The organism is Hwanghaeella sp., from assembly GCF_965227365.1.
Taxonomy (GTDB): domain Bacteria; phylum Pseudomonadota; class Alphaproteobacteria; order UBA8366; family Aestuariispiraceae; genus Hwanghaeella.
The window spans coordinates 2668973-2688463 of record NZ_OZ245754.1 but is presented as its reverse complement, the minus strand read 5'-3'; the positions used below and the strand labels follow the sequence as shown (position 1 = coordinate 2688463).

19 protein-coding genes and 1 tRNA gene are annotated in these 19491 nt (G+C 61.0%); 16 read left to right on the top strand and 4 right to left on the bottom strand.

What is annotated here, in order from left to right; genetic code table 11:
• Window positions 1-35 precede the first annotated feature (35 nt).
• The 11 genes from ACQK2G_RS12255 to ACQK2G_RS12205 all read left to right on the top strand — a co-directional run bounded on the left by ACQK2G_RS12255 (window position 36) and on the right by ACQK2G_RS12205 (window position 12496).
• Entirely contained in the window at window positions 36-932 is an 897-nt protein-coding gene (locus ACQK2G_RS12255; protein ID WP_425405315.1) for an ExeA family protein, read from the top strand.
• Between the two features lie 83 nt (window positions 933-1015).
• Entirely contained in the window at window positions 1016-2287 is a 1272-nt protein-coding gene (locus ACQK2G_RS12250) for a DUF2336 domain-containing protein (protein ID WP_425405314.1), read from the top strand.
• 127 nt (window positions 2288-2414) lie between these two features.
• Window positions 2415-4325 (top strand): prolyl oligopeptidase family serine peptidase, encoded by a 1911-nt coding sequence (locus ACQK2G_RS12245; RefSeq protein WP_425405313.1) that lies wholly within the window; start codon window positions 2415-2417, stop codon window positions 4323-4325.
• 57 nt (window positions 4326-4382) lie between these two features.
• Window positions 4383-5216, top strand: coding sequence for a phytanoyl-CoA dioxygenase family protein (locus ACQK2G_RS12240; protein ID WP_425405312.1), 834 nt, complete (start codon window positions 4383-4385; stop codon window positions 5214-5216).
• A 44-nt stretch (window positions 5217-5260) separates the two neighbouring features.
• Window positions 5261-5899 (top strand): maleylacetoacetate isomerase, encoded by a 639-nt coding sequence (maiA, locus tag ACQK2G_RS12235; protein ID WP_425405311.1) that lies wholly within the window; start codon window positions 5261-5263, stop codon window positions 5897-5899.
• Window positions 5900-5957: 58 nt separating this feature from the next.
• Entirely contained in the window at window positions 5958-6722 is a 765-nt protein-coding gene (locus ACQK2G_RS12230; protein ID WP_425405310.1) for a competence/damage-inducible protein A, read from the top strand.
• 196 nt (window positions 6723-6918) lie between these two features.
• Window positions 6919-8511 carry an ABC transporter substrate-binding protein gene (locus ACQK2G_RS12225; RefSeq protein WP_425405309.1) on the top strand — a complete coding sequence of 531 codons (1593 nt, stop codon included), beginning with the start codon at window positions 6919-6921 and terminating at the stop codon, window positions 8509-8511.
• A 75-nt stretch (window positions 8512-8586) separates the two neighbouring features.
• Window positions 8587-9591: an ABC transporter permease subunit gene (locus ACQK2G_RS12220; RefSeq protein WP_425405308.1), complete on the top strand. Its 1005-nt coding sequence runs from the start codon at window positions 8587-8589 to the stop codon at window positions 9589-9591.
• A gap of 10 nt (window positions 9592-9601) precedes the next feature.
• Window positions 9602-10519 carry an ABC transporter permease subunit gene (locus ACQK2G_RS12215; protein ID WP_425405307.1) on the top strand — a complete coding sequence of 306 codons (918 nt, stop codon included), beginning with the start codon at window positions 9602-9604 and terminating at the stop codon, window positions 10517-10519.
• Window positions 10520-10526: 7 nt separating this feature from the next.
• Window positions 10527-11522 (top strand): ABC transporter ATP-binding protein, encoded by a 996-nt coding sequence (locus ACQK2G_RS12210; RefSeq protein WP_425405306.1) that lies wholly within the window; start codon window positions 10527-10529, stop codon window positions 11520-11522.
• The gene (locus ACQK2G_RS12205) at window positions 11519-12496 is read left to right on the top strand and encodes an ABC transporter ATP-binding protein (protein ID WP_425405305.1); all 978 of its coding nucleotides are present in this window, start codon (window positions 11519-11521) and stop codon (window positions 12494-12496) included. Before ACQK2G_RS12210 ends, ACQK2G_RS12205 begins: the two co-directional genes overlap by 4 nt.
• A gap of 127 nt (window positions 12497-12623) precedes the next feature.
• Here the strand turns inward: ACQK2G_RS12205 and ACQK2G_RS12200 are convergent, their stop codons facing one another.
• From ACQK2G_RS12200 to ACQK2G_RS12190, 3 genes are all read right to left on the bottom strand, one after another.
• Window positions 12624-13205, bottom strand: coding sequence for a hypothetical protein (locus tag ACQK2G_RS12200; RefSeq protein ID WP_425405304.1), 582 nt, complete (start codon window positions 13203-13205; stop codon window positions 12624-12626).
• 281 nt (window positions 13206-13486) lie between these two features.
• Window positions 13487-14332, bottom strand: a complete 846-nt coding sequence (locus ACQK2G_RS12195; protein ID WP_425405303.1) for a methyltransferase domain-containing protein — start codon at window positions 14330-14332, stop codon at window positions 13487-13489.
• 42 nt (window positions 14333-14374) lie between these two features.
• Complete coding sequence (locus tag ACQK2G_RS12190) at window positions 14375-14545, bottom strand: hypothetical protein (protein WP_425405302.1); 171 nt, start codon at window positions 14543-14545, stop codon at window positions 14375-14377.
• 331 nt (window positions 14546-14876) lie between these two features.
• Between ACQK2G_RS12190 and ACQK2G_RS12185 the strand changes: the two genes are divergently transcribed.
• The 4 genes from ACQK2G_RS12185 to ACQK2G_RS12170 all read left to right on the top strand — a co-directional run bounded on the left by ACQK2G_RS12185 (window position 14877) and on the right by ACQK2G_RS12170 (window position 16544).
• Window positions 14877-15167 carry a hypothetical protein gene (locus ACQK2G_RS12185; protein ID WP_425405301.1) on the top strand — a complete coding sequence of 97 codons (291 nt, stop codon included), beginning with the start codon at window positions 14877-14879 and terminating at the stop codon, window positions 15165-15167.
• 71 nt (window positions 15168-15238) lie between these two features.
• Window positions 15239-15577 (top strand): hypothetical protein, encoded by a 339-nt coding sequence (locus ACQK2G_RS12180; RefSeq protein ID WP_425405300.1) that lies wholly within the window; start codon window positions 15239-15241, stop codon window positions 15575-15577.
• A 96-nt stretch (window positions 15578-15673) separates the two neighbouring features.
• Complete coding sequence (locus ACQK2G_RS12175; RefSeq protein ID WP_425405299.1) at window positions 15674-16291, top strand: porin; 618 nt, start codon at window positions 15674-15676, stop codon at window positions 16289-16291.
• Window positions 16292-16457: 166 nt separating this feature from the next.
• Window positions 16458-16544: transfer RNA gene (locus ACQK2G_RS12170), tRNA-Leu, on the top strand.
• A gap of 158 nt (window positions 16545-16702) precedes the next feature.
• Here ACQK2G_RS12170 and ACQK2G_RS12165 read toward each other — a convergent pair.
• Entirely contained in the window at window positions 16703-18877 is a 2175-nt protein-coding gene (locus ACQK2G_RS12165; protein ID WP_425405298.1) for a malate synthase G, read from the bottom strand.
• A gap of 250 nt (window positions 18878-19127) precedes the next feature.
• Between ACQK2G_RS12165 and ACQK2G_RS12160 the strand changes: the two genes are divergently transcribed.
• On the top strand, window positions 19128-19475 hold the full coding sequence (locus ACQK2G_RS12160) for an ArsR/SmtB family transcription factor (RefSeq protein ID WP_425405297.1): 348 nt from the start codon (window positions 19128-19130) through the stop codon (window positions 19473-19475).
• The last annotated feature ends 16 nt before the right edge of the window (window positions 19476-19491 follow it).

Sequence of the window (19491 nt, the reverse complement as noted above, 5' to 3'; positions counted from 1 at the left end):
CGCGCCGTCATTGCCTGAGAGGTTTGGTATCAAACATGTATGAAGCTTTCTTCGGCTTGAAGGAGAAGCCTTTCTCTATTCAGCCGGACCCCGATTACATGTTCTGGAGCAAAGCGCACTCGCTCGCTTTCGCCATGATCGAATACGGGATCATGAACCGGGCCGGTTTCACGGTGATCACCGGCGAAATCGGTAGTGGGAAGACCACCCTCATCAGGCATTTGCTGAACAATCTGGGGCAGGAGGTCACGGTCGGCCTCGTGTCCAATGCCTTCGAAAATCGTGGTGAGCTTCTGCACTGGGTGCTGATGGCGTTCGGCAAGCCCTATGAAGACAAGCCGGTGGTCGCGCTGCATGCGCAATTCACCGACTTTCTGATCGAGGAATACGCGGCCGGCCGGCGAACGATCCTGATCGTCGACGAAGCGCAGAACCTCGGGCCGCAGACATTGGAGGAGCTTCGAATGCTCTCCAACATCAACGCGGACAAGGATCAGCTCCTCCAGGTCATTCTGGTCGGCCAGCCGCAATTGAAGCAATTGCTGCAACGCCCCGAACTGGTGCAGTTCGCGCAACGCATTGCCTCGGATTTCCATCTGAAACCCTTCAACACCGAAGAGGCAGGGGATTACATCAACCACCGCCTCAAGCTGGCGGGGGCCAGTCGGGAAATTTTCACCAAGGCGGCGCGGGACCGCATCGCGAAGGCGACCGGCGGTATCCCGCGGCTGATCAATGTCATTTGCGACACGGCGCTGATCTATGCTTTCTCCAGCGGCGTGGAAACGATCGATATCGATATAATCGAGGAAATCATCCGCGATAAGGCGGAACACGGCATTTTCTCGTACGATAATCCGCCCCGTGCGGAGCATGAGCCCGAACAGCGCTCCGTCTATTGGCGGCAGCACAAGGTTATTTCAATAGAATAGGCAACCGGATTGAGCCTGTTTGGCATGAGCCCATCAAGACCGTCCGGGCTGTCGTTTGCTCGAAAGCGATCCAGGACATATCCATGACCCCACCATCCCTTAGCGATTTCTACAATACAGGCGGCAAGACCGCCGTCGAACGCGATGCCACGTATGAGCGCGCGAAGACGATCGCGGAAAAGGGATCTGCTCAGGAACGGGCTGCCTTGGCGCAGGAGGACGACGTCCCGGCGGAGGTCCTGTTCTTCCTGGCGAATGACAAGTCGAAGGATGTGCGGCGCGCGGTTTCCGGCAACGATAGCGCCCCTATCCAGGCGGACCTCGTCCTCGCCAAGGATGAGGATGACGATATCCGCGGTGGCATCGCCGACAAGATGGGCCGTATCCTGCCCCGCATATCCGGCGAACAGAACCAGAAGATCGTCGACATGGCCTTCCAGGTCGCCGGTGTCCTGGCGCAGGATCGCCTGCCGACGGTTCGTGCGTTGATCGCCCAACAGGTCAAGGCGCTGGACAATGTGCCGAAAGACATCGTGATGACGCTGGCTCGCGATACCGAGGCCATGGTGTCCGTCCCGGTCCTGGAGTTTTCCCCGCTGCTGAGCGAAACGGACCTGATCGACTTGATATCGACGGGCGTGAACGGGGAGGCGCTTGCCGCCGTTGCCCGGCGCGAAAACCTGACCGCCTCCGTGTCCCAGGCGATCGTCGCCACCGAGGACGACCTGGCTGTGCCGGCGCTGCTGGCCAACCGAACGGCGGAAATCGGACAACAGGCGATGGAGGCGATCGTCGAGGCGGGCGAGAACCATCCGGGATGGCACCAGCCCCTGGTCGAACGCGGCGGACTTGCCAATGAATTGGTGATCCGGATCGCCTCTTACGCCAGCGAACGACTGGTGGAAAAGCTGCTGTCGGAGCATGACGAAATAGACGCGGAGACGAAGGATCGCCTGCGCCGCTCCGTCAAGGACCGGATGCAGGACCTGAAAATGGCCTGGGACAAAAGTGATCCAGAGGTTGCCCGCGCGCACATCTTTCACCGCGACGGCAAACTGACGCCGGACCTCATGGCCCAGGCGGCGGCGAGGGGGGAGGAAACCTTCGTCTTGTCGGCTTTGTCCCTGATGACCGGCGTGCATGACACGATCGTTCGGCGCGCCCTGCAGGGGGCGGAGGCGAACAAAGCCGCGGTGACGCTGGCCTGGAAAGCAGGGCTAGGCGTCAAGTTCGCTTCTATCCTGCAGACGGAACTGCTACGGCTGCCGAAATCCGATGTCCTGGCACCGGGACCGTCGGGCAAATTCCCGCTGGAAGAACTGGAAATGCGTAAACTGTTGATGGTGATGCGCTGATAGCCACGATCCGGCGTCTTTGGGGCGAACTGCGGCGATTTGCGCGCATTTCCGTAGCCAGGCCTTTTGCACCGTTCCAGGAGTCTCGCTAAGCTTTTGCCTCTGTTTTGTTTCTTTGGGATGGGCCGTGCCTGAAATCGCACCTTACGGAACCTGGCGTTCCGAAATTACGACGGATCTAATCACACAGGGCGCCGTGTCTCTCGGGCAGGTCGGCGTTGATGATGACACTGTCTATTGGACCGAACTGCGGCCTTGGGAAGCGGGACGGACGGTCCTGGTCCGCCGGTCGGCCGATGGTGCGCGCGCGGATATGACACCTTCACCAATGAATGTGCGCAGCCGGGTGCACGAATATGGCGGTTTGTGCTTTGTCGCCGGGCGCGGCGGCGCCTGGTTCGTCAACGGTTCCGACAACAGGATCTACCGCGCCGATGGGACGGGCAGGCCGGTGCCGGTCACCCGCAAGGGCGAAGTCAGCTTCGCGGACCTGATCCTCGATGAGGACCGGGAAAGACTGATCGCCGTTCGGGAAGATTTTTCGGGCACGGGTGAATCGTCGAACAGCATCGTCGCGATCGGCTTCGACGGATCCGTATCGGTGTTGGCGCAGGGGGCCGATTTCTATGCCTTCCCGAGACTTTCCCCAGATGGGGCCGATCTTGCCTGGGTTGAGTGGCGACACCCCAACATGCCCTGGGACGGAACGGAACTGAAACTGTCCGCCTTCGACGCGACAGGAAAACTGACGGATCCCGTGACAATCGCAGGGGGGATGCGGGAAAGCATATTTCAGCCCGGTTGGTCGCCGGGTGGAGAGCTCTATTATGTCTCCGACCGAAGCGGGTATTGGAACCTGTACCGGGCCGGAACGACGGAACGCCACTATGCGATGGAGGCGGAATGCGGGCTGCCGCTTTGGCAGTTCGGGATGAGCACCTATGCGTTCCTGAACGATGAACAGGCGGTGCTGGCGCATGCGGTGGATGGGGAATGGCGCCTCGGCATCCTGAACCTCGATACTGGCGCCCTTGATCCCGTCGCGACGGACTACGTGTCGTTCAACGGGCTTGTCGCGCATGGCGGGAAAGTCTGGTTCACCGGCGGCCTCGCCGATGCGCCGGATCAACTGGTCGAATGGAAACCGGCACAAGCGGACTGGGCGGTTTTGCGGCGGTCGTCGGAAACCGACCTCGACCCTTCCTCAATCTCAAAGGCGCAGACGATACGGTTTCCAACCGCCGATGGACGGCAAGCCTATGCCTATTTCTATCCGCCGGCCAATGCCGCGTTTCATGCGCCGGACACGGAACGACCGCCGCTGATCGTCAAAGGACACGGCGGACCGACCGGCCAGTCAAGCAATGCCCTGGCGCTGAAGATTCAGTATTGGACCAGCCGCGGTTTCGCCGTCGTTGACGTCAACTACGGCGGCAGCACCGGCTATGGCCGGGACTATCGCCAGCGGCTAGACGGTAAATGGGGCGTGGTCGATGTGGAGGATTGCGTCAACGCGGCCCGTTATCTGGCCGATCAAGGCATGGTCGACGGCGATAGGATGGCGATCACCGGCGGCAGCGCCGGCGGTTTCACGGTGCTCAGCGCCTTGACCTTCCACGACGTTTTCAAGGCGGGGTGCAGCGCGTATGGCATCGGCGATTTGGAAGCCCTGACCCGGGATACCCATAAATTCGAGAGCCGATACCTCGACCGGTTGGTTGGGGAGTGGCCCGAACATGCCGATCTGTATCGGCGACGTTCGCCGATCCACCATACGGAACTGCTGAGCTGCCCGGTCATTTTCCTGCAGGGCGCCGACGACAAGGTGGTGCCGCCGAACCAGGCGGAATCGATGGTCGCGGCGTTGAAGGAAAAGGGCTTGCCTGTCGCCTACCTGCTGTTCGACGGGGAGGGGCACGGTTTCAGGCGCGCGGAAAACGTTCGCCGGGCGCTCGAAGCGGAACTCTCCTTCTATGCCCAGGTCTTCGGCTTCACGCCGGGCGACGGGATCGAACCCGTACGCATTGAAAATCTGTGACGACGGATGGTGCCTGCGATACCGTGCCGACGCTGATGCAGAGGGAAGTGATTTGCCATGACCAAGGTGAAGGACGCGGAGCGGAATGCATACCGGGAAGATGGCGTCACGGTACTGCGCGGGTTGTTCACACCGGAATGGTTGGAGCGCCTGCGTGAGGGGGTCGATGAAAACCTGAAGAATCCCGGTCCGATGTCATCCAGCTATACCGATGACGGGAAAGCCGGCCGTTACTTCGGCGACTATTGCAACTGGGACCGCATCGCCGCCTTCCGCGACATTTTTTACGATAGCGGTCTGGCCGAGGCCGCGGCGCAGCTGATGGGCAGCGAGCGCGCCTACATCTTTCACGAACATGTCCTGATCAAGGAACCGGGGACGCAGGAATACACCCCCTGGCATCAGGACCAGCCCTATTACGTGGCGACGGGCGAACAGACGGTCAGCGTCTGGATTCCGCTTGATCCCGTACCCGCCGATGTATGTCCCCATTTCCTGCGCGGCTCCCACAAGGATGGACAATTGTATCGCCCGCGTTTCTTCAAGGACGGCGCGGATTACGGGTATGACTATTCTGACGGCACTTATATTCCGGTGCCGGATATCGACAACGATACTTCGGCAGCGGCGCGGATGATCAGCTGGGATCTGGAACCCGGGGATGCGCTGGCCTTCCACTTCCGGACCCTGCACAACGCTCCGCGGAACGAGCAGGCGCGGCGTCGGCGCGCCGTCTCATTCCGGATGTTCGGCGATGACGCCCGGTATGCCGAACGCCCTGGGCTTCCGTCGCCGCCTTATCCGGAGATGGGGCTGAAGCTGAGCGACGGTGACCGGCTTCCGGAAGACTGGTTTCCGCGGATATGGCCCCGTGAACAGCGTACCGCCTGATTGCGCTGAAGAATGTTCAAATAGGCTCTTGGGGAGGAACTCACGTGCATTTCTACGACTATTTTCGCTCGTCGGCGGCCTATCGCTGCCGCATTGCCCTGAACCTGAAGGGGCTGGAACCGGAACGCACCTTCGTGAACCTGCGAACCGGGGAGGTGCGCAGCGACTGGTACAGCAAGGTCAACCCGCAGCAACTGGTGCCCGCCCTGGTGGACGGAGATGCCACGCTCACTCAGTCCCTGGCGATCATCGAATATCTCGACGACGTTCATCCGGAACCGGCATTCATGCCGAAGGACCCGCTGGGTAAAGCGCGGGTGCGCGGTATTTCCCAAGCCATCGCCTGTGACATCCATCCACTGAACAATCTGCGTATCCTCAATTACCTGACCGGTGAATTGGGGCAGTCGGAGGACGCGAAGAACAAATGGTACGCCCATTGGGTCGATCTGGGGTTCACCGCCATCGAAGCGCAATTGGCCGGCAGTGCCCATACCGGCACCTATTGCCATGGCGATACGGTGACCATGGCCGATATCTGCCTCGTACCGCAGGTTTTCAACGCTCGGCGTTTCAATGTCGACATGTCGCCCTATCCGACGATCGTGCGGATCGACGAGGCCTTGTCCCAATTGCCGGAGGTCGCGGCCGCGGCGCCTGGAAAACAGCCCGACGCGGTCTAGATGTTGCGCGGTGCCACGGGGCGTCCATGGAAGGCGCCCCATTTCGAGGGAGAGACCATTGAGCGACGGTAAGACCGTAACCGCGGCCCTATTGATCATCGGGAACGAAATCCTGAGCGGGCGAACACACGACAAGAACATCCCCCATATCGCGGGCCGTTTGAACGAGGCGGGCATTCGCTTACGGGAAGTGCGCGTGGTGCCCGACGTGGAGGCGGAAGTCGTCCAAGCGGTGAACCGGCTGCGGTCGAAATACACTTATCTTTTCACCACCGGCGGCATCGGCCCGACACATGACGACATCACCGCCGAATGCGTCGCCAAGGCCTTCGGCCGGGATTTGATCCGTCACCCCGAGGCGAACCGCCGGCTCGTCGCGCACTATGAGCGCACGGGTATGGAATACAATGAGATGCGCCAACGGATGGCGAACACGCCGGAAGGCGCGGGCCTGATCGACAATCCCGTTTCCACCGCGCCGGGCTTCGTTGTCGAGAACGTATACGTGATGGCCGGCGTGCCACGCATCATGCAGGCGATGTTGGACAACGTCATCCCAACCCTGACCGGTGGGCCGAAGATGCTGTCACGCACCGTAATTGCGGAATTGGGGGAAGGGGTGATCGCCGGTGGATTGCAGGCGATCCAGAAGCGGTTCCCGGACATCGATATCGGATCCTATCCCGCCTATACCAACGAAGGCTTCCGCACCTCCCTGGTTTTGCGCGGCACGGATTCGGAAACGCTGGACCTGGCGGCCGACGATGTACGCACCTTGATCGTTTCCCTCGGGGGTAGTCCCCAGGATGGGGATGCCACTTGAAGGACTCTTAACAGTTTAGAAGCATTACAAAAGATTGTATCAGCGTATTCGGATTTTTTGCTTGCAACGGGTGGTGAAGGGGCGGACGATCCGCGCAACGGGGGCGTCTAAACGCTTTTGGGGGAATGTAAACGGCCGCGCCAGCGGTCCGACCTCGGGCGGCCCCGTGACCTATGAAAAAACGGGAGTATTTCCAATGAAACAGATAGCGATTGCCGTCGCGGCAGGTGCCTTGGCGCTTGGCGTGGCTGCATCGGCTCACGCCAAGACGCTTGTCTACTGCTCCGAGGGCAGCCCGGAAGGGTTCGACCCGGCGCTGTACACGGCGGGCACGACTTTCGATGCCTCCTCGCGCCAGATCTTCAACAAGCTGGTTGAGTTCGAGCGCGGCACGACAAAGGTCGTTCCGGCCCTGGCGACGTCCTGGGATGTCAGCGACGACGGCCTGGAATATGTCTTCCACCTGCGCAAGGGCGTGAAATTCCACACGACGAGCTTCTTCACGCCGTCGCGCGACTTCAACGCCGATGACGTCGTCTTTTCGTTCGAGCGTCAGCGCGTGAAGGACCACCCGTACCATTCCTATGTGTCCGGTGCCGCGTGGGAGTATTTTGACGGCATGTCCATGCCCGATCTGATCAAGTCGGTCGAGAAGGTGGACGACTATACGGTGAAGTTCACGCTGAACCGTCCGGAAGCCCCGATGATCGCGAACCTGGCGATGGATTTCGCGTCCATCGAATCCAAGGAATACGCGGACAAGTTGGCCGCCGACGGCAAAATGGAAATGTTGAACCAGCAGCCGGTCGGTACCGGCCCGTTCAAGTTCCAGGCCTATCAGAAGGACGCCGTCATCCGCTATCAGGCGCATGAAGGCTATTGGGCCGGCAAGGCCGCGATCGACACGCTGATCTTCGCGATCACGCCCGACGCGTCCGTCCGGTATCAGAAGCTGAAGGCCGGCGAATGCCATGTCATGCCGTATCCGAACCCGGCTGACTTGGAGACGATGAAGGCCGACGCCGACGTTACCCTGCTCAGCCAGGAAGGCCTGAACGTCGGTTACTTGGCCTATAACACCAAGGTTGCGCCGTTCGACAACGTGAAGGTCCGCAAGGCCCTGAACATGGCGATCAACAAGGAAGCGATCCTGGATGCGGTCTTCCAGGGCGCCGGCAAGGTCGCCTCGAACCCGATTCCGCCGACGATCTGGTCCTACAAGGCCGATCTGAAGGACGATCCGTACGATCCGGAAGCGGCGAAGAAGATGCTGGAAGCCGAAGGCGTCAAGGATCTCAACATGAAGATCTGGGCGATGCCGGTTCAGCGTCCCTACAACCCGAATGCCAAGCGCATGGCCGAAGTGATGCAGGCCGATTTCGCGAAGGTCGGCGTCAATGTCGAGATCATTCAGTTCGAATGGGGTGAGTATCTGAAGCGTTCCAAGGAACTGGATCGCGACGGTGCCGTCCTGTTGGGTTGGACGGGCGACAATGGCGACCCCGACAACTTCCTGGCCGTTCTGTTGGGTTGTGACGCGGTCGGCGGTTCCAACCGGGCGCAGTGGTGCCACCAGCCCTTCGAAGACCTGATCCAGAAGGCGAAGGTGGTTTCCGATACGGCCGAGCGCACGAAGCTCTACGAGCAGGCGCAGGTCGTGTTCAAGGAACAGGCCCCCTGGGCGACGATCGCGCATTCGGTCGTGTTCAAACCGGTTCGCAAGGAAGTCGTGGACTTCAAGATCGATCCGTTCGGCGGCCATATCTTCTATGGCGTCGATTTGAAGTAGATTGCTTGACGAACGGGGGCGGGGGGCTTAGGTCCTCCGCCTTCTTCGTCGCAGATCTATTTCGAAAAAATTCTTATGCTCAAACTTCTCCTCCGGCGCGTCGGGTTGATGATCCCGACTTTCATCGGGGCCACGCTGCTCTCTTTCCTGTTCATCCGCATGCTGCCGGGCGACCCGGTCCTGCTGATGGCCGGTGAGCGCGGCATGACCGAGGAGCGCTATCAGCGTCTGCTCCACGAATTCGGCTTCGACCGCCCCTATTGGCAGCAATATCTCGACTACCTCTGGGGTGTCCTGCAGGGCGACCTCGGTGAATCCTTCCGCACCAAGGTGCCGGTGCTGCAGGAATTTCTGACGCTTTTTCCCGCGACCATGGAACTGTCCCTGTGCGCGATGTTCCTGGCGGTCGTGGTCGGAATCCCGGCCGGCGTGATCGCGGCGATCCGGCGCGGACGTACCCTGGACCACACGGTGATGGGGGCCGCCCTGATCGGCTATTCGATGCCGATCTTCTGGTGGGCGCTGATGCTGATCATCGTCGTTTCCGGCATGCTGGAATGGACGCCGGTTTCGGGTCGTATCTCCTTCCTGTTCTTTTTCGAACCGGTGACCGGCTTCATGTTGATCGACAGTCTGCTGTCGGACCAGAAGGGCGCTTTCCTGTCGGCGGTGAACCACTTGATTCTGCCCTCGATCGTCCTCGGCACGATCCCCTTGGCGGTCGTCGCCCGTCAGACGCGGTCCGCCATGCTGGAAGTGTTGGGCGAAGACTACGTCCGGACAGCCCGCGCCAAAGGGCTTTCGCCCCTCCGTGTCGTCGGCATCCACGCGCTGCGCAATGCCATGATCCCGGTGATCACCACGATCGGTCTTCAGATCGGCGTGCTGTTCGCCGGTGCGATCCTGACGGAGACGATTTTCGCCTGGCCCGGTGTCGGCAAATGGATGATCGATTCCGTATCGGCGCGTGATTACGAAGTGGTGCAGGGCGGTTTGCTGCTGATCGCGATGATCGTGATGGTGGTGAACCTGACCGTCGATCTGCTCTACGGCCTTATCAACCCCAAAGTACGTCACTGAGGCGGGACCGATGAGCGATACGACTGCAAATTCGAAAGCATCGGCCGCCCCCGCCCAGCAGGGGCCGGTAGGTCCGTTGCGCGAATTCTGGGCCTATTTCAGCGAGAACAAGGGCGCCGTCGCCGGCTTGGTCTTTTTCCTGTGTCTCGTCGCGGTGGCCTTGCTGGCGGATGTGATCGCGCCGCATGACCCGATCGAGCAGTATCGCGACCATTTCCTGCAGCCCCCGGCCTGGGTCGAAGGCGGCAGCATGCAGTTTCTGCTGGGAACCGATGCGGTCGGTCGGGACATCCTCTCGCGCTTGATGTACGGCGCGCGCTATTCACTATTCATCGGCTGTATCGTCGTCTCCGTCGCGGCCCTGGTCGGGATTGCCATCGGTCTCTTCGCCGGCTTCCTGGGCGGCTGGATCGACACCGTCGCCATGCGGGTGATGGATATCATTCTGTCCTATCCCAGTCTTTTGCTCGCTCTGGTCCTGGTGGCCATTCTGGGACCGGGACTGGAAAACGCGATGATCGCGATCGCGGTGATCCAATTGCCGCATTACGTCCGGCTGACGCGGGCCTCGGTCATGGCGGAACGAAACCGGGACTATGTCACCTCGGCCCGTGTCGCCGGGGCAGGGACGCTCCGCCTCGTCACCGTCACCATCCTGCCGAACTGCATGGCCCCGATCATCGTTCAGGCCGCGCTTTCCTTCTCCTCCGCGATCCTCGACGCGGCGGCCCTGGGGTTCCTGGGGCTCGGTGCGCAGCCGCCGCTGCCGGAATGGGGCACGATGCTGGCCGAGGCACGGGAATTCATCCTGCGGGCCTGGTGGGTGGTCACGTTCCCCGGCATCGCCATTCTGGTCACGGTGCTGGCGATCAACCTGATGGGCGACGGTCTGCGCGACGCCCTTGATCCGAAGCTGAAACGGTCGTGAGTCTGTCATGAGTTTGCTGGAAATCGAAAACCTGACGGTTGAGTTTCAGACCGCGCAAGGCCAGTTCCGGGCGGTGGATGGCGTTTCCATGTCGGTCGAACGCGGCGACCTGATGGCGATCGTCGGCGAATCCGGTTCCGGAAAATCCGTATCCATGCTGGCCTTGATGGGGCTGCTGCCCTGGACTGCGACGATCACCGCGGATCGGCTGGTATTCGATGGCAAGGACCTTGCCACGCAGACGGCGAAACAGCGGCGCAGGGTCATCGGCAGAGACATGGCGATGATCTTTCAGGAGCCGATGACCAGCCTGAATCCCTGCTTCACGGTGGGCTTCCAGATTACTGAAGCGCTGAAGACCCATCTGGGCGGGACACGCGCCTCACGCCGGGCGCGCGCGGTGGAACTGTTGCAGCAGGTTGGTCTGCCGGAACCGGAGCGGCGCCTGAGCGCATTTCCCCATCAACTGTCGGGCGGCATGAACCAGCGCGTGATGATCGCGATGGCGATTGCCTGCAAGCCGAAGCTGTTGATCGCGGACGAACCGACCACGGCTTTGGATGTCACCATCCAGGCCCAGATTCTGGACCTGCTGCTGGAACTGCGGGAGAAGGAAGGCATGGCGCTGATCCTGATCACCCACGACATGGGCGTGGTGGCGGAAACGGCGGAGCGTGTCTCGGTCCAATATGCAGGTCAGAAGGTTGAGGAACAGAATGTCCGCGACCTGTTTCGTGACCCGCACCATCCCTATACCTCGGCTTTGCTGTCGGCCCTGCCGGAGCGGGCCGAAGGACGGAAACTGCCGACCTTGCCCGGCGTGGTGCCGGGGCTGTTCGACCGGCCCGAAGGCTGCCTGTTCGCGCCGCGCTGCGCCTATGCATTCGATTTGTGCCACAAACGTCAGGCCGACCGCGCCGGCGAAGCGGACGGCTTCGCCCTGTGTCACACGCCGTTGCGTCATGGCGTGCCGGCGAAGGCGGAGGGGGAGGCACGGACATGAGCGTGAATGCCCCTCTGTTGAGCGGTGAGAACCTCACCCGTCACTACGACATCGCCGGCAAGCGGTTTGGTGAAAAGCTGTCCGTGAAGGCGCTGCAAGGCGTCAGCTTCCGCCTCGACAAGGGCGAGACGCTTGCGGTGGTCGGGGAAAGCGGCTGCGGCAAGTCCACGCTGGCGCGGTTGATCACGATGATCGAACCGCCGACGGAGGGCTCCTTCCGGATCGGGGATACGGTTGTCGACAAGAAAACCGGACGGCCGGACAAGGATTTGCGCGCGGCGGTGCAGATCGTCTTCCAGGACCCGTATTCGTCACTCAATCCGCGACAGAAAATCGGGACCATCCTGGCCGAACCGCTTTTGATCAACCGGCCCGATATTTCCCGGGAGGATCGGGAGAAGAAGGCGCGGGACATGCTGGCGCTGGTCGGGCTTCGGCCGGAACACTATGACCGATATCCGCACATGTTCTCGGGCGGGCAGCGCCAGCGCATCGCCGTTGCGCGGGCCCTGATGATGAACCCCAAGGTGCTGGTGCTGGATGAGCCTGTTTCGGCGCTCGACCTGTCCGTTCAGGCCCAGATCCTGAACCTGCTGGTCGACTTGCAGGACGAATTCGGCTTGGCTTATCTGTTCATTTCCCACGATCTGTCGGTCGTGAAGCATATGGCCGACCGGGTCATGGTGATGTATCTCGGGCGGCCGGTGGAATACGGCGAACGGGACGAGATCTTCGGCAATCCCCGGCACCCCTATACCAAGGCGTTGCTGTCGGCGACGCCGATCGCCGATCCGGAACGGCCGAAACAGCGCCTGAAGCTGGAAGGGGAGCTGCCGTCGCCGATCAACCCGCCGGCGGGTTGCGCCTTCCATCCGCGTTGCCCGATTGCGATCAGCCGGTGCGCGGCCGACCGTCCCGATCTGGCCCCCGTTGCCGGGCGCGATGTCGCCTGTTGGCGCGCCGACGAGGCTTGATCCAGCTGACCTGCGTTGCGTTCGGACACTGATCCTCTCCGCAATTCCGCAAAGAAAAAACGAGGCAAACTGAATTTGCCTCGTTCCTTGAAACGGCGCGGGAAGCGCCGGTATCGGATCGCGTCGGTTACGCGCGATTGCGGCGGTGACGCAGGAAGCCAAGACCGAGCAGCGCGGTTGCCAGCAGCATGCCGGGCACCGGCAGCGGCACCGCGGTGACGGTCAGATCCAGGTCGTATTGTGCGCCCTGTCCGTCATCCGTGATGAGGACCGAGAAGATCTGAGGAACCAGCGTGAACGAGAAGCTGACCGCGGTCGGATTCAGCAAGTCGCCGGACCCGGACAAGACCGCCGACGTGAATGACAGTTCCGGGAAGTCAGGCGTCAGTATCGAGAAGGTCAGATTGCCCTGGACGATATTGAAATCGAATGTCACGAGCTGCGGGGACAGGTCGGAGAAGTCTTCGTTGACCAGGAAGAATTGGTAAAACCCGGTATCGAAGATGTCGACCGTGAGGGGATCGTGATCAATCTCCGTCAGGATCGGAAGAAATTCGATATCCTGCCGGGCAAATCCACTGAATCCGTTGTCCAGGGGAATGACCGTGATCGCCGACGCGTTCTGCGCCCCGCCGAGAAGCAGCGCTCCGGCAATGAGGGAGGCGAAAACGCCCTTGCTGAGAATTTTCCCGAACAGCGATTTGAACACGTGACGAAATCCTTAAGCTGCGGCCGTAAACTATTGTCTGGGGCCGTTTATAACGTACCGTACATGTATAGTATTTCGGTCTGGGTGCCAATGAATGCATGACCCACCAGTTCAATAGACGTTCACGTATGTTAACAGGGGTTGACCTCAGGGCGGGTAGGTTGTGACGGCCGTCATAGACATCGACCAAACCGTGAATTTGGGGGCGGTCCATCGCCCGTGGGCCCTTATCCAATGTCTCAGAATGATCGTTTCGTCAATTCCAGACGGGCTGACGGATTTCAGGTCGGCATGCAGACCAGGACCTGTTCCTTGCCATGCTCAGGCTGTCCGCCGAGGAAGTCGCCATACTCCTCCACCACGGTGAAATCGGCCCGCGCCAGTAGGTGTTTCATCTCCTGCCGGTAGGTCCACCGCACGGTCAGGATCAGGTCTTCCTGTCTCTCGACCGCACCGTCCTGCCCCTCGAGCGAGTAAAGCCACCGGTTTCGGAGAATCTGATTGAAGCGGTCGATGTCGACATCTTCCAATCGCGCGACGATGGTGCGTCCGGTTTCCGCGTCGCGTCCGCGGCGTTCCTCTTGCGGCGGTTTCCTGAAACTCGACAGATCGTCGATCCGCGGGTCGAAAAGGTGTAGGGCCAGCAATCCGTCCTCGGTCAGATGACGCCGCATCGTTTGGAGCGATGCCAGTTGATCCTCCGGCGTCAAAAGGACATGAAATGTCCGGAAAGGGGCCGTGATCAGGCCGAATTTGGCTCCCAGATCGAAATCCCGCATATCGCCTTGTATGAAGGTAGGGGACGCAGCAGCCGTGGTGTGACCCTGCGGCAGGCTTTTCCTGCAAGCCAGCCAGATCATCGCGGGCGAGAGTTCAAGGCCGGTCACCTTATGGCCGCGGCCGGCCAGGGACCAGGCGACGCGGCCCGTTCCGGCGCCGATTTCCAGGACCGGCCCGCCCGTGCGGCCGGCCAGGCCGGCATAGAAGTCTATATCGCCTTGCACGCACGGCGTTGTCGACCCATGTAGCGTGTCATAAGCGCGGATATGCAGGCTGTCACCTTCATAGAAACCGCGCGCCGATCGGGCGCCTGAAGTGAGGGGGCTTGGATGGGAGCTATCTGTCATCTGCCGGATCTGTCATCGGACGGATTTGTCGCTGGTCCTGGGCTAGAACGGGTCGTAGAGCAGCATCACCACGACAATGGTAATCGCGATTGCCACAAGGATCGGCGTCATGGCGCCGAACCGGGTGGCGCGCCGGCGATGAAAAAGAAGGATCGCGATCGCGAATACAGCGATTGCAGCGAAGCTCCAAACCAGTCTTTCATAGCCATCCATCAACGGGTTATGACCTCACCTGACGAAAGCCGATCGATGCGGTAATGACGTATGTTGCGGCCGGAGGGGGCTTTGCGCCATTCTATCCGGCATCGACGGACGTAAACCGCATCCGTATCGGTCAAAGTCTGCCTCACGGATGCCTTAATTGTCTCCTATTCTCCATCGCGTGAGAAGACGGAGATCGGATTGAGAGACATGGGCCGCTTGATCTGCGGCGGAGTTCAAGGGCCGGGCCACGCTGTGATGGGCGGTAAGGGCACGGTTCGCACGAAGAGAAATAATCAAGGCGGCACGGTATGCGCCTTGAAAGATGGAAGGAGAGTTTTTCGTGGCTTTAGGACGTCGGAAGCTGCGGGGCAAGGGCGGTTCTATACGGTTCGAGAAAGGCGATACGCTGGGGGGAACGGCGTCGCTGCTGCTGTTGAATCAGATCGGCGGCGGGGTCAAAGGTCGGTCCCAGATCGGTCGCCGCCGGGGTGGCGCCGCGGGTAGGGTCCTGGGCAAGGTTTTCACCTTCGTGCTGCTGGTGGTCGGCCTCGGGGCGCTGTTCCTGATCGGTTGGGATTTGATAGAGGAATTCATCCGTACACAGGTTATTCCCTTTATGAACGGCGGTTGAGGCGCGTCCTCCCGACAATGTGAAGCAGGGTTGTTTTCCGCTTCGCACCGTTTCCCGCTAGGGCTGATCGTATGGTGGTGAAACAAGACGGAACCGGTCTCGAAACCATGGTGACCCTGTTTGATACCGTCCAACATGCCTTTGCCGTTGCCTATGGCCGCGCATGCGGCGGTTGGCTCTGGCCCCAAGGCGCGGAGACGACCAGTTTGGCGCGCAAGCCGATTTGCGTGGCAGTCCTGTTTCTGATGGCGGTTCCGCTGCTGGCTGTCGCTTGGGTGATCGAGCTCGTTATTCCCGGTTATCTGCGGTTCCTGGTTCTTGTCTGGATCGCTGGCGTGTTTTTCTTTCTGGCCTCGGTCGATCAACGTGCCGCTCGCCTGTTGATGGCCCATCCTCACCCGAATTCATGACAAATGCCCGCAATTCGGGCCATTGCCTGCTGTTCATGTTGATGTATGTTAAAGATTAGGGAATCGTGAACCAGGATCGGAAGGATCCGTTCCCGGATGAAGAAAGCGCTATTTATCGCATCGGTTCTACCCGGGCTCCTGGCTGGGACCGGGGCCTTGGCCGGTGACCCGCCGCAAGCGTATTTCTCCGGTGCGCTCTCCTACGATTCTCCCACGCTGCCGGATAGGACCGCTGACGGGCCGCTCGGATTGACCGTCGGCGGCATTTCCCTGGATCTCTATAAACATGACATTGGACCCTTGGGTCTCTCCGTCGGCACCGGATTTGCCCCGGGCGAGCAGGCGAGCGATCCCGGGGCCTACATGGTCGGTCTGCGCTTCGACTATGGCGGATTGTCGGTTGCCTCTCAAATTCGGGATGGGAATGCCGATGCCTGTGGGCTTGCCCAGGGGGGTTGCGATGCCGGTCCCGCCTGGAATGTTGGCGCTTCCTACAGCGCGGGGGCGGCTTCCCTGTCGGCGCAATATCAGGCGGTCAATCCATGGGGCGCGGACGGCCAGACGAGTGTCGGCGATGTGTTCCGTCTTGGCCTCGACTATCAGATTTTCGATGGGTTTTCCTCCCGCGCCGATGCGTATTTCATCGATGGCGGGCAGGGACTTGCCGGGGACGAATCCGCCGTCGTCCTGATTGGCACCCGCATCACGTTCTGAACCCGTTCCCGGTCGCCGCATCAAGGTCGGCATGGACGTCGACATGAACGCGAACCCTGCTTGCCGCGGGGCGCTTCGCTTTGTAGGTTGCACTCCGTCGGAAGGCCGGTTTCATCGGCCGACCCAAACCGCTCCGCCGGGCCGATCCGGAGCGGCAGGACACTGTGCGGACGTGGCGGAATCGGTAGACGCAGCAGACTTAAAATCTGCTATCCGTAAGGGTGTGCGGGTTCGAGTCCCGCCGTCCGCACCAACTCCTTCAAACAGACATGCCATTCCTGGCGATAAGCGTCGTGCGGGGCGGCGAAGGGTGATCCGTGCGCGTTCGTTGACGGCGTTCGGAACCGGAAAAGAAAACGGCGGCGGTGCCCTTGAGCGCCGCCGCCGTTTCTTCTGATCGGCTATTCTTGATCAGCCGGCCGCTTTCACGTCGCGGCGGCGGCGATGCAGGATCGGTTCGGTATAACCGCTGGGCTGGTTGATGCCCTCGAACACCAGTTCCCGCGCGCTCTGGAACGCGATGCTGGCATCGTAATCCGGCGCCATGTTCCGATAGTTCGGATCGCCCGCATTCTGTTTGTCGACGGCGATAGCCATGCGGCGGAAGGACTGATCGATCTGATCGCCCGTGCAGATACCGTGCAGCAGCCAGTTGGCCAGATGCTGGGCGGAAATCCGCAGCGTCGCCCGGTCTTCCATCAAGCCGACATCATTGATGTCCGGCACCTTGGAGCAGCCGACGCCCTGATCGACCCAGCGAACCACGTAACCCAGGATCGACTGACAGGAATTGTCCAATTCCCGCGTGACTTCCTCATCCGACAGGTTGCGCCCCTCCAGCATCGGCGGAACCAGCAGGTCCGACAGAGAGGCCGGGGTCCGTGTGGCGATTTCCTGCTGGCGGTCCCGTACATTCACATCGTGATAGTGCAGGGCATGCAGCGTTGCCGCCGTCGGTGACGGCACCCAGGCCGTGTTCGCGCCCGCCTTCGGATGGTCGACCTTGGCGACCAGCATTTCGGCCATGGCATCGGGCTTGGCCCACATGCCCTTGCCGATCTGGGCATGCCCGGCGAGGCCGGCCGCGAGGCCGATATCGACATTGTTGTTTTCATAGGTGCCGAGCCAAAGGGCCGATTTCATGTCGTTCTTCGGCAGAACCGGTCCGGCCTGCATGGAGGTGTGGATTTCGTCCCCCGTACGGTCCAGGAAGCCGGTATTGATGAAGACGATGCGGTCCTTCACGGCCCGGATGCATTCCTTCAGATTCGCGCTGGTCCGGCGTTCCTCATCCATCACGCCGACTTTCAGCGTGTTCCGCGCTAGGCCGAGAACGTCCTCGATCCGATCGAACAGCGTGTTGCTGAAGGCCACTTCCTCCGGCCCGTGCATCTTCGGCTTGACGATATAGACGCTGCCGGCGCGGGAATTGCGCATGCCCGAGGATTTTTTCAGGTCATGCATCGCGCAGAGCGAGGTGACCATGCCGTCCAGAATGCCTTCCGGGGTTTCCTGGCCGTCGGCGTTCAGCACGGCGTCCGTGGTCATCAGATGGCCGACATTGCGGACCAGAAGCAGGCTGCGGCCGGCCAGGGTAACGGTCTTGCCGTCAGGGCCGGTGAACTCGCGATCCGGATTCAGGCGGCGGGTCATCGTCTTGCCGCCTTTTTCGAAGGTCTCCTCCAGGTCGCCCTTCATCAGGCCGAGCCAGTTGGTATAGACGACGACCTTATCCTCCGCGTCGACGGCGGCGACGGAATCCTCGCAGTCCTGGATCGCGGTCAGGGCGGATTCCAGAACGACGTCTTCCAGATTCGACGGGCTTTCCTTGCCGATCGGGCTGTCCGGATTGAACTTCAATTCGACATGCAGGCCGTTATGACGGAACAGCAGCGACTTGGTGCTGCCTTCGCCGGTATGGCCGACGAATTGCGCCGCGTCGGCAAGCCCCGTTTCGGAACCGTCCGCAAGCGTCACGGTGACGCCGGAACCGTCCGCGGCAATGGTGTAGGCCTTGGCACCGGTATGGGAGCCGCTCGCCAGCGGCACGGCCGTGTCGAGATAGGTCGCGGCGCGGGCGACGACGGCGGCGCCGCGTTTCGGGTTATAGCCCTTGCCCGGGGCCAGGTCGCCGTCCTGCGGCACGGCATCGGTACCGTAGAGCGCGTCATAGAGGCTGCCCCAGCGCGCGTTGGCGGCGTTCAGGGCGAAGCGCGCATTCATCACCGGCACGACGAGCTGAGGTCCGGCAACCGTTGCGATTTCCGGATCGACATTCCCGGTGCCGACCTGGAAGTCCGGGCCTTCAGGGACGAGATACCCGATTTCCCGCAGGAAGGCTTGATAGGTCGGGCCGTCGATCGGCTGGCCCTTGCGTGCTTTGTGCCAGTCGTCGATCTGTGCCTGCAGGCTGTCGCGCTTTTCCAGCAGCGCCCTGTTGACCGGCGCGAGGTCCGCTAGAATGGCTGCATATCCGGACCAGAAATCCCCGGCGTCGACGCCGGTACCCGGCAAGGCTTTTTCCTCGATGAAGGCTGCCAGGCCGGAATCCACCTGCAAATTGGCTTTCGTGACTCGACTATTCACCCGATATTCCTCTCTGTCCTCGTTCCATAATCTTGGTGCATCAACAAACTAGTATCCGCACGGGCGAGAGGAATCCACGTCGCACGCTTGTTTTCAAATCGATTTTGGGTTTTTCCGCAAAATACACCGTTTCCAGGGCTGCTTTTGAAGCGAATGGACGCTGTTTTTGGCCTCGAACGGTACAAAGAGATGCCGATCCTGGTCGGAGCCTGTATTGACGCGAAGTAAATATGTCGATAATTCCCGACATATGGACACAATCAAAGCAACGAAGGCATTTGGCGCACTGGCGCAGGAGACCCGCTTGAAGGTCTTTCGCATGCTGGTGCATCGCGGTGAGGCCGGGATGCCGGCGGGGGAGATCGCGCGCGCCCTGGATATCCCTCACAATACGATGTCAAGCCATCTCGCGGTGCTGGCCGGGGCGGGGCTGGTCTCTTCCGATCGCGAGGGGCGGTCGATCATCTACCGGATCGATTTCGCAGGCATGCGCGGCTTGCTCGCCTATCTGCTTGAAGATTGCTGCCAGGGACGGCCCGAGGTTTGCGCGCCGATCCTGGACACACTGCTTTCACCGGGCGGCACGACCGCGGCCTGACACCGGCAAGACGAGG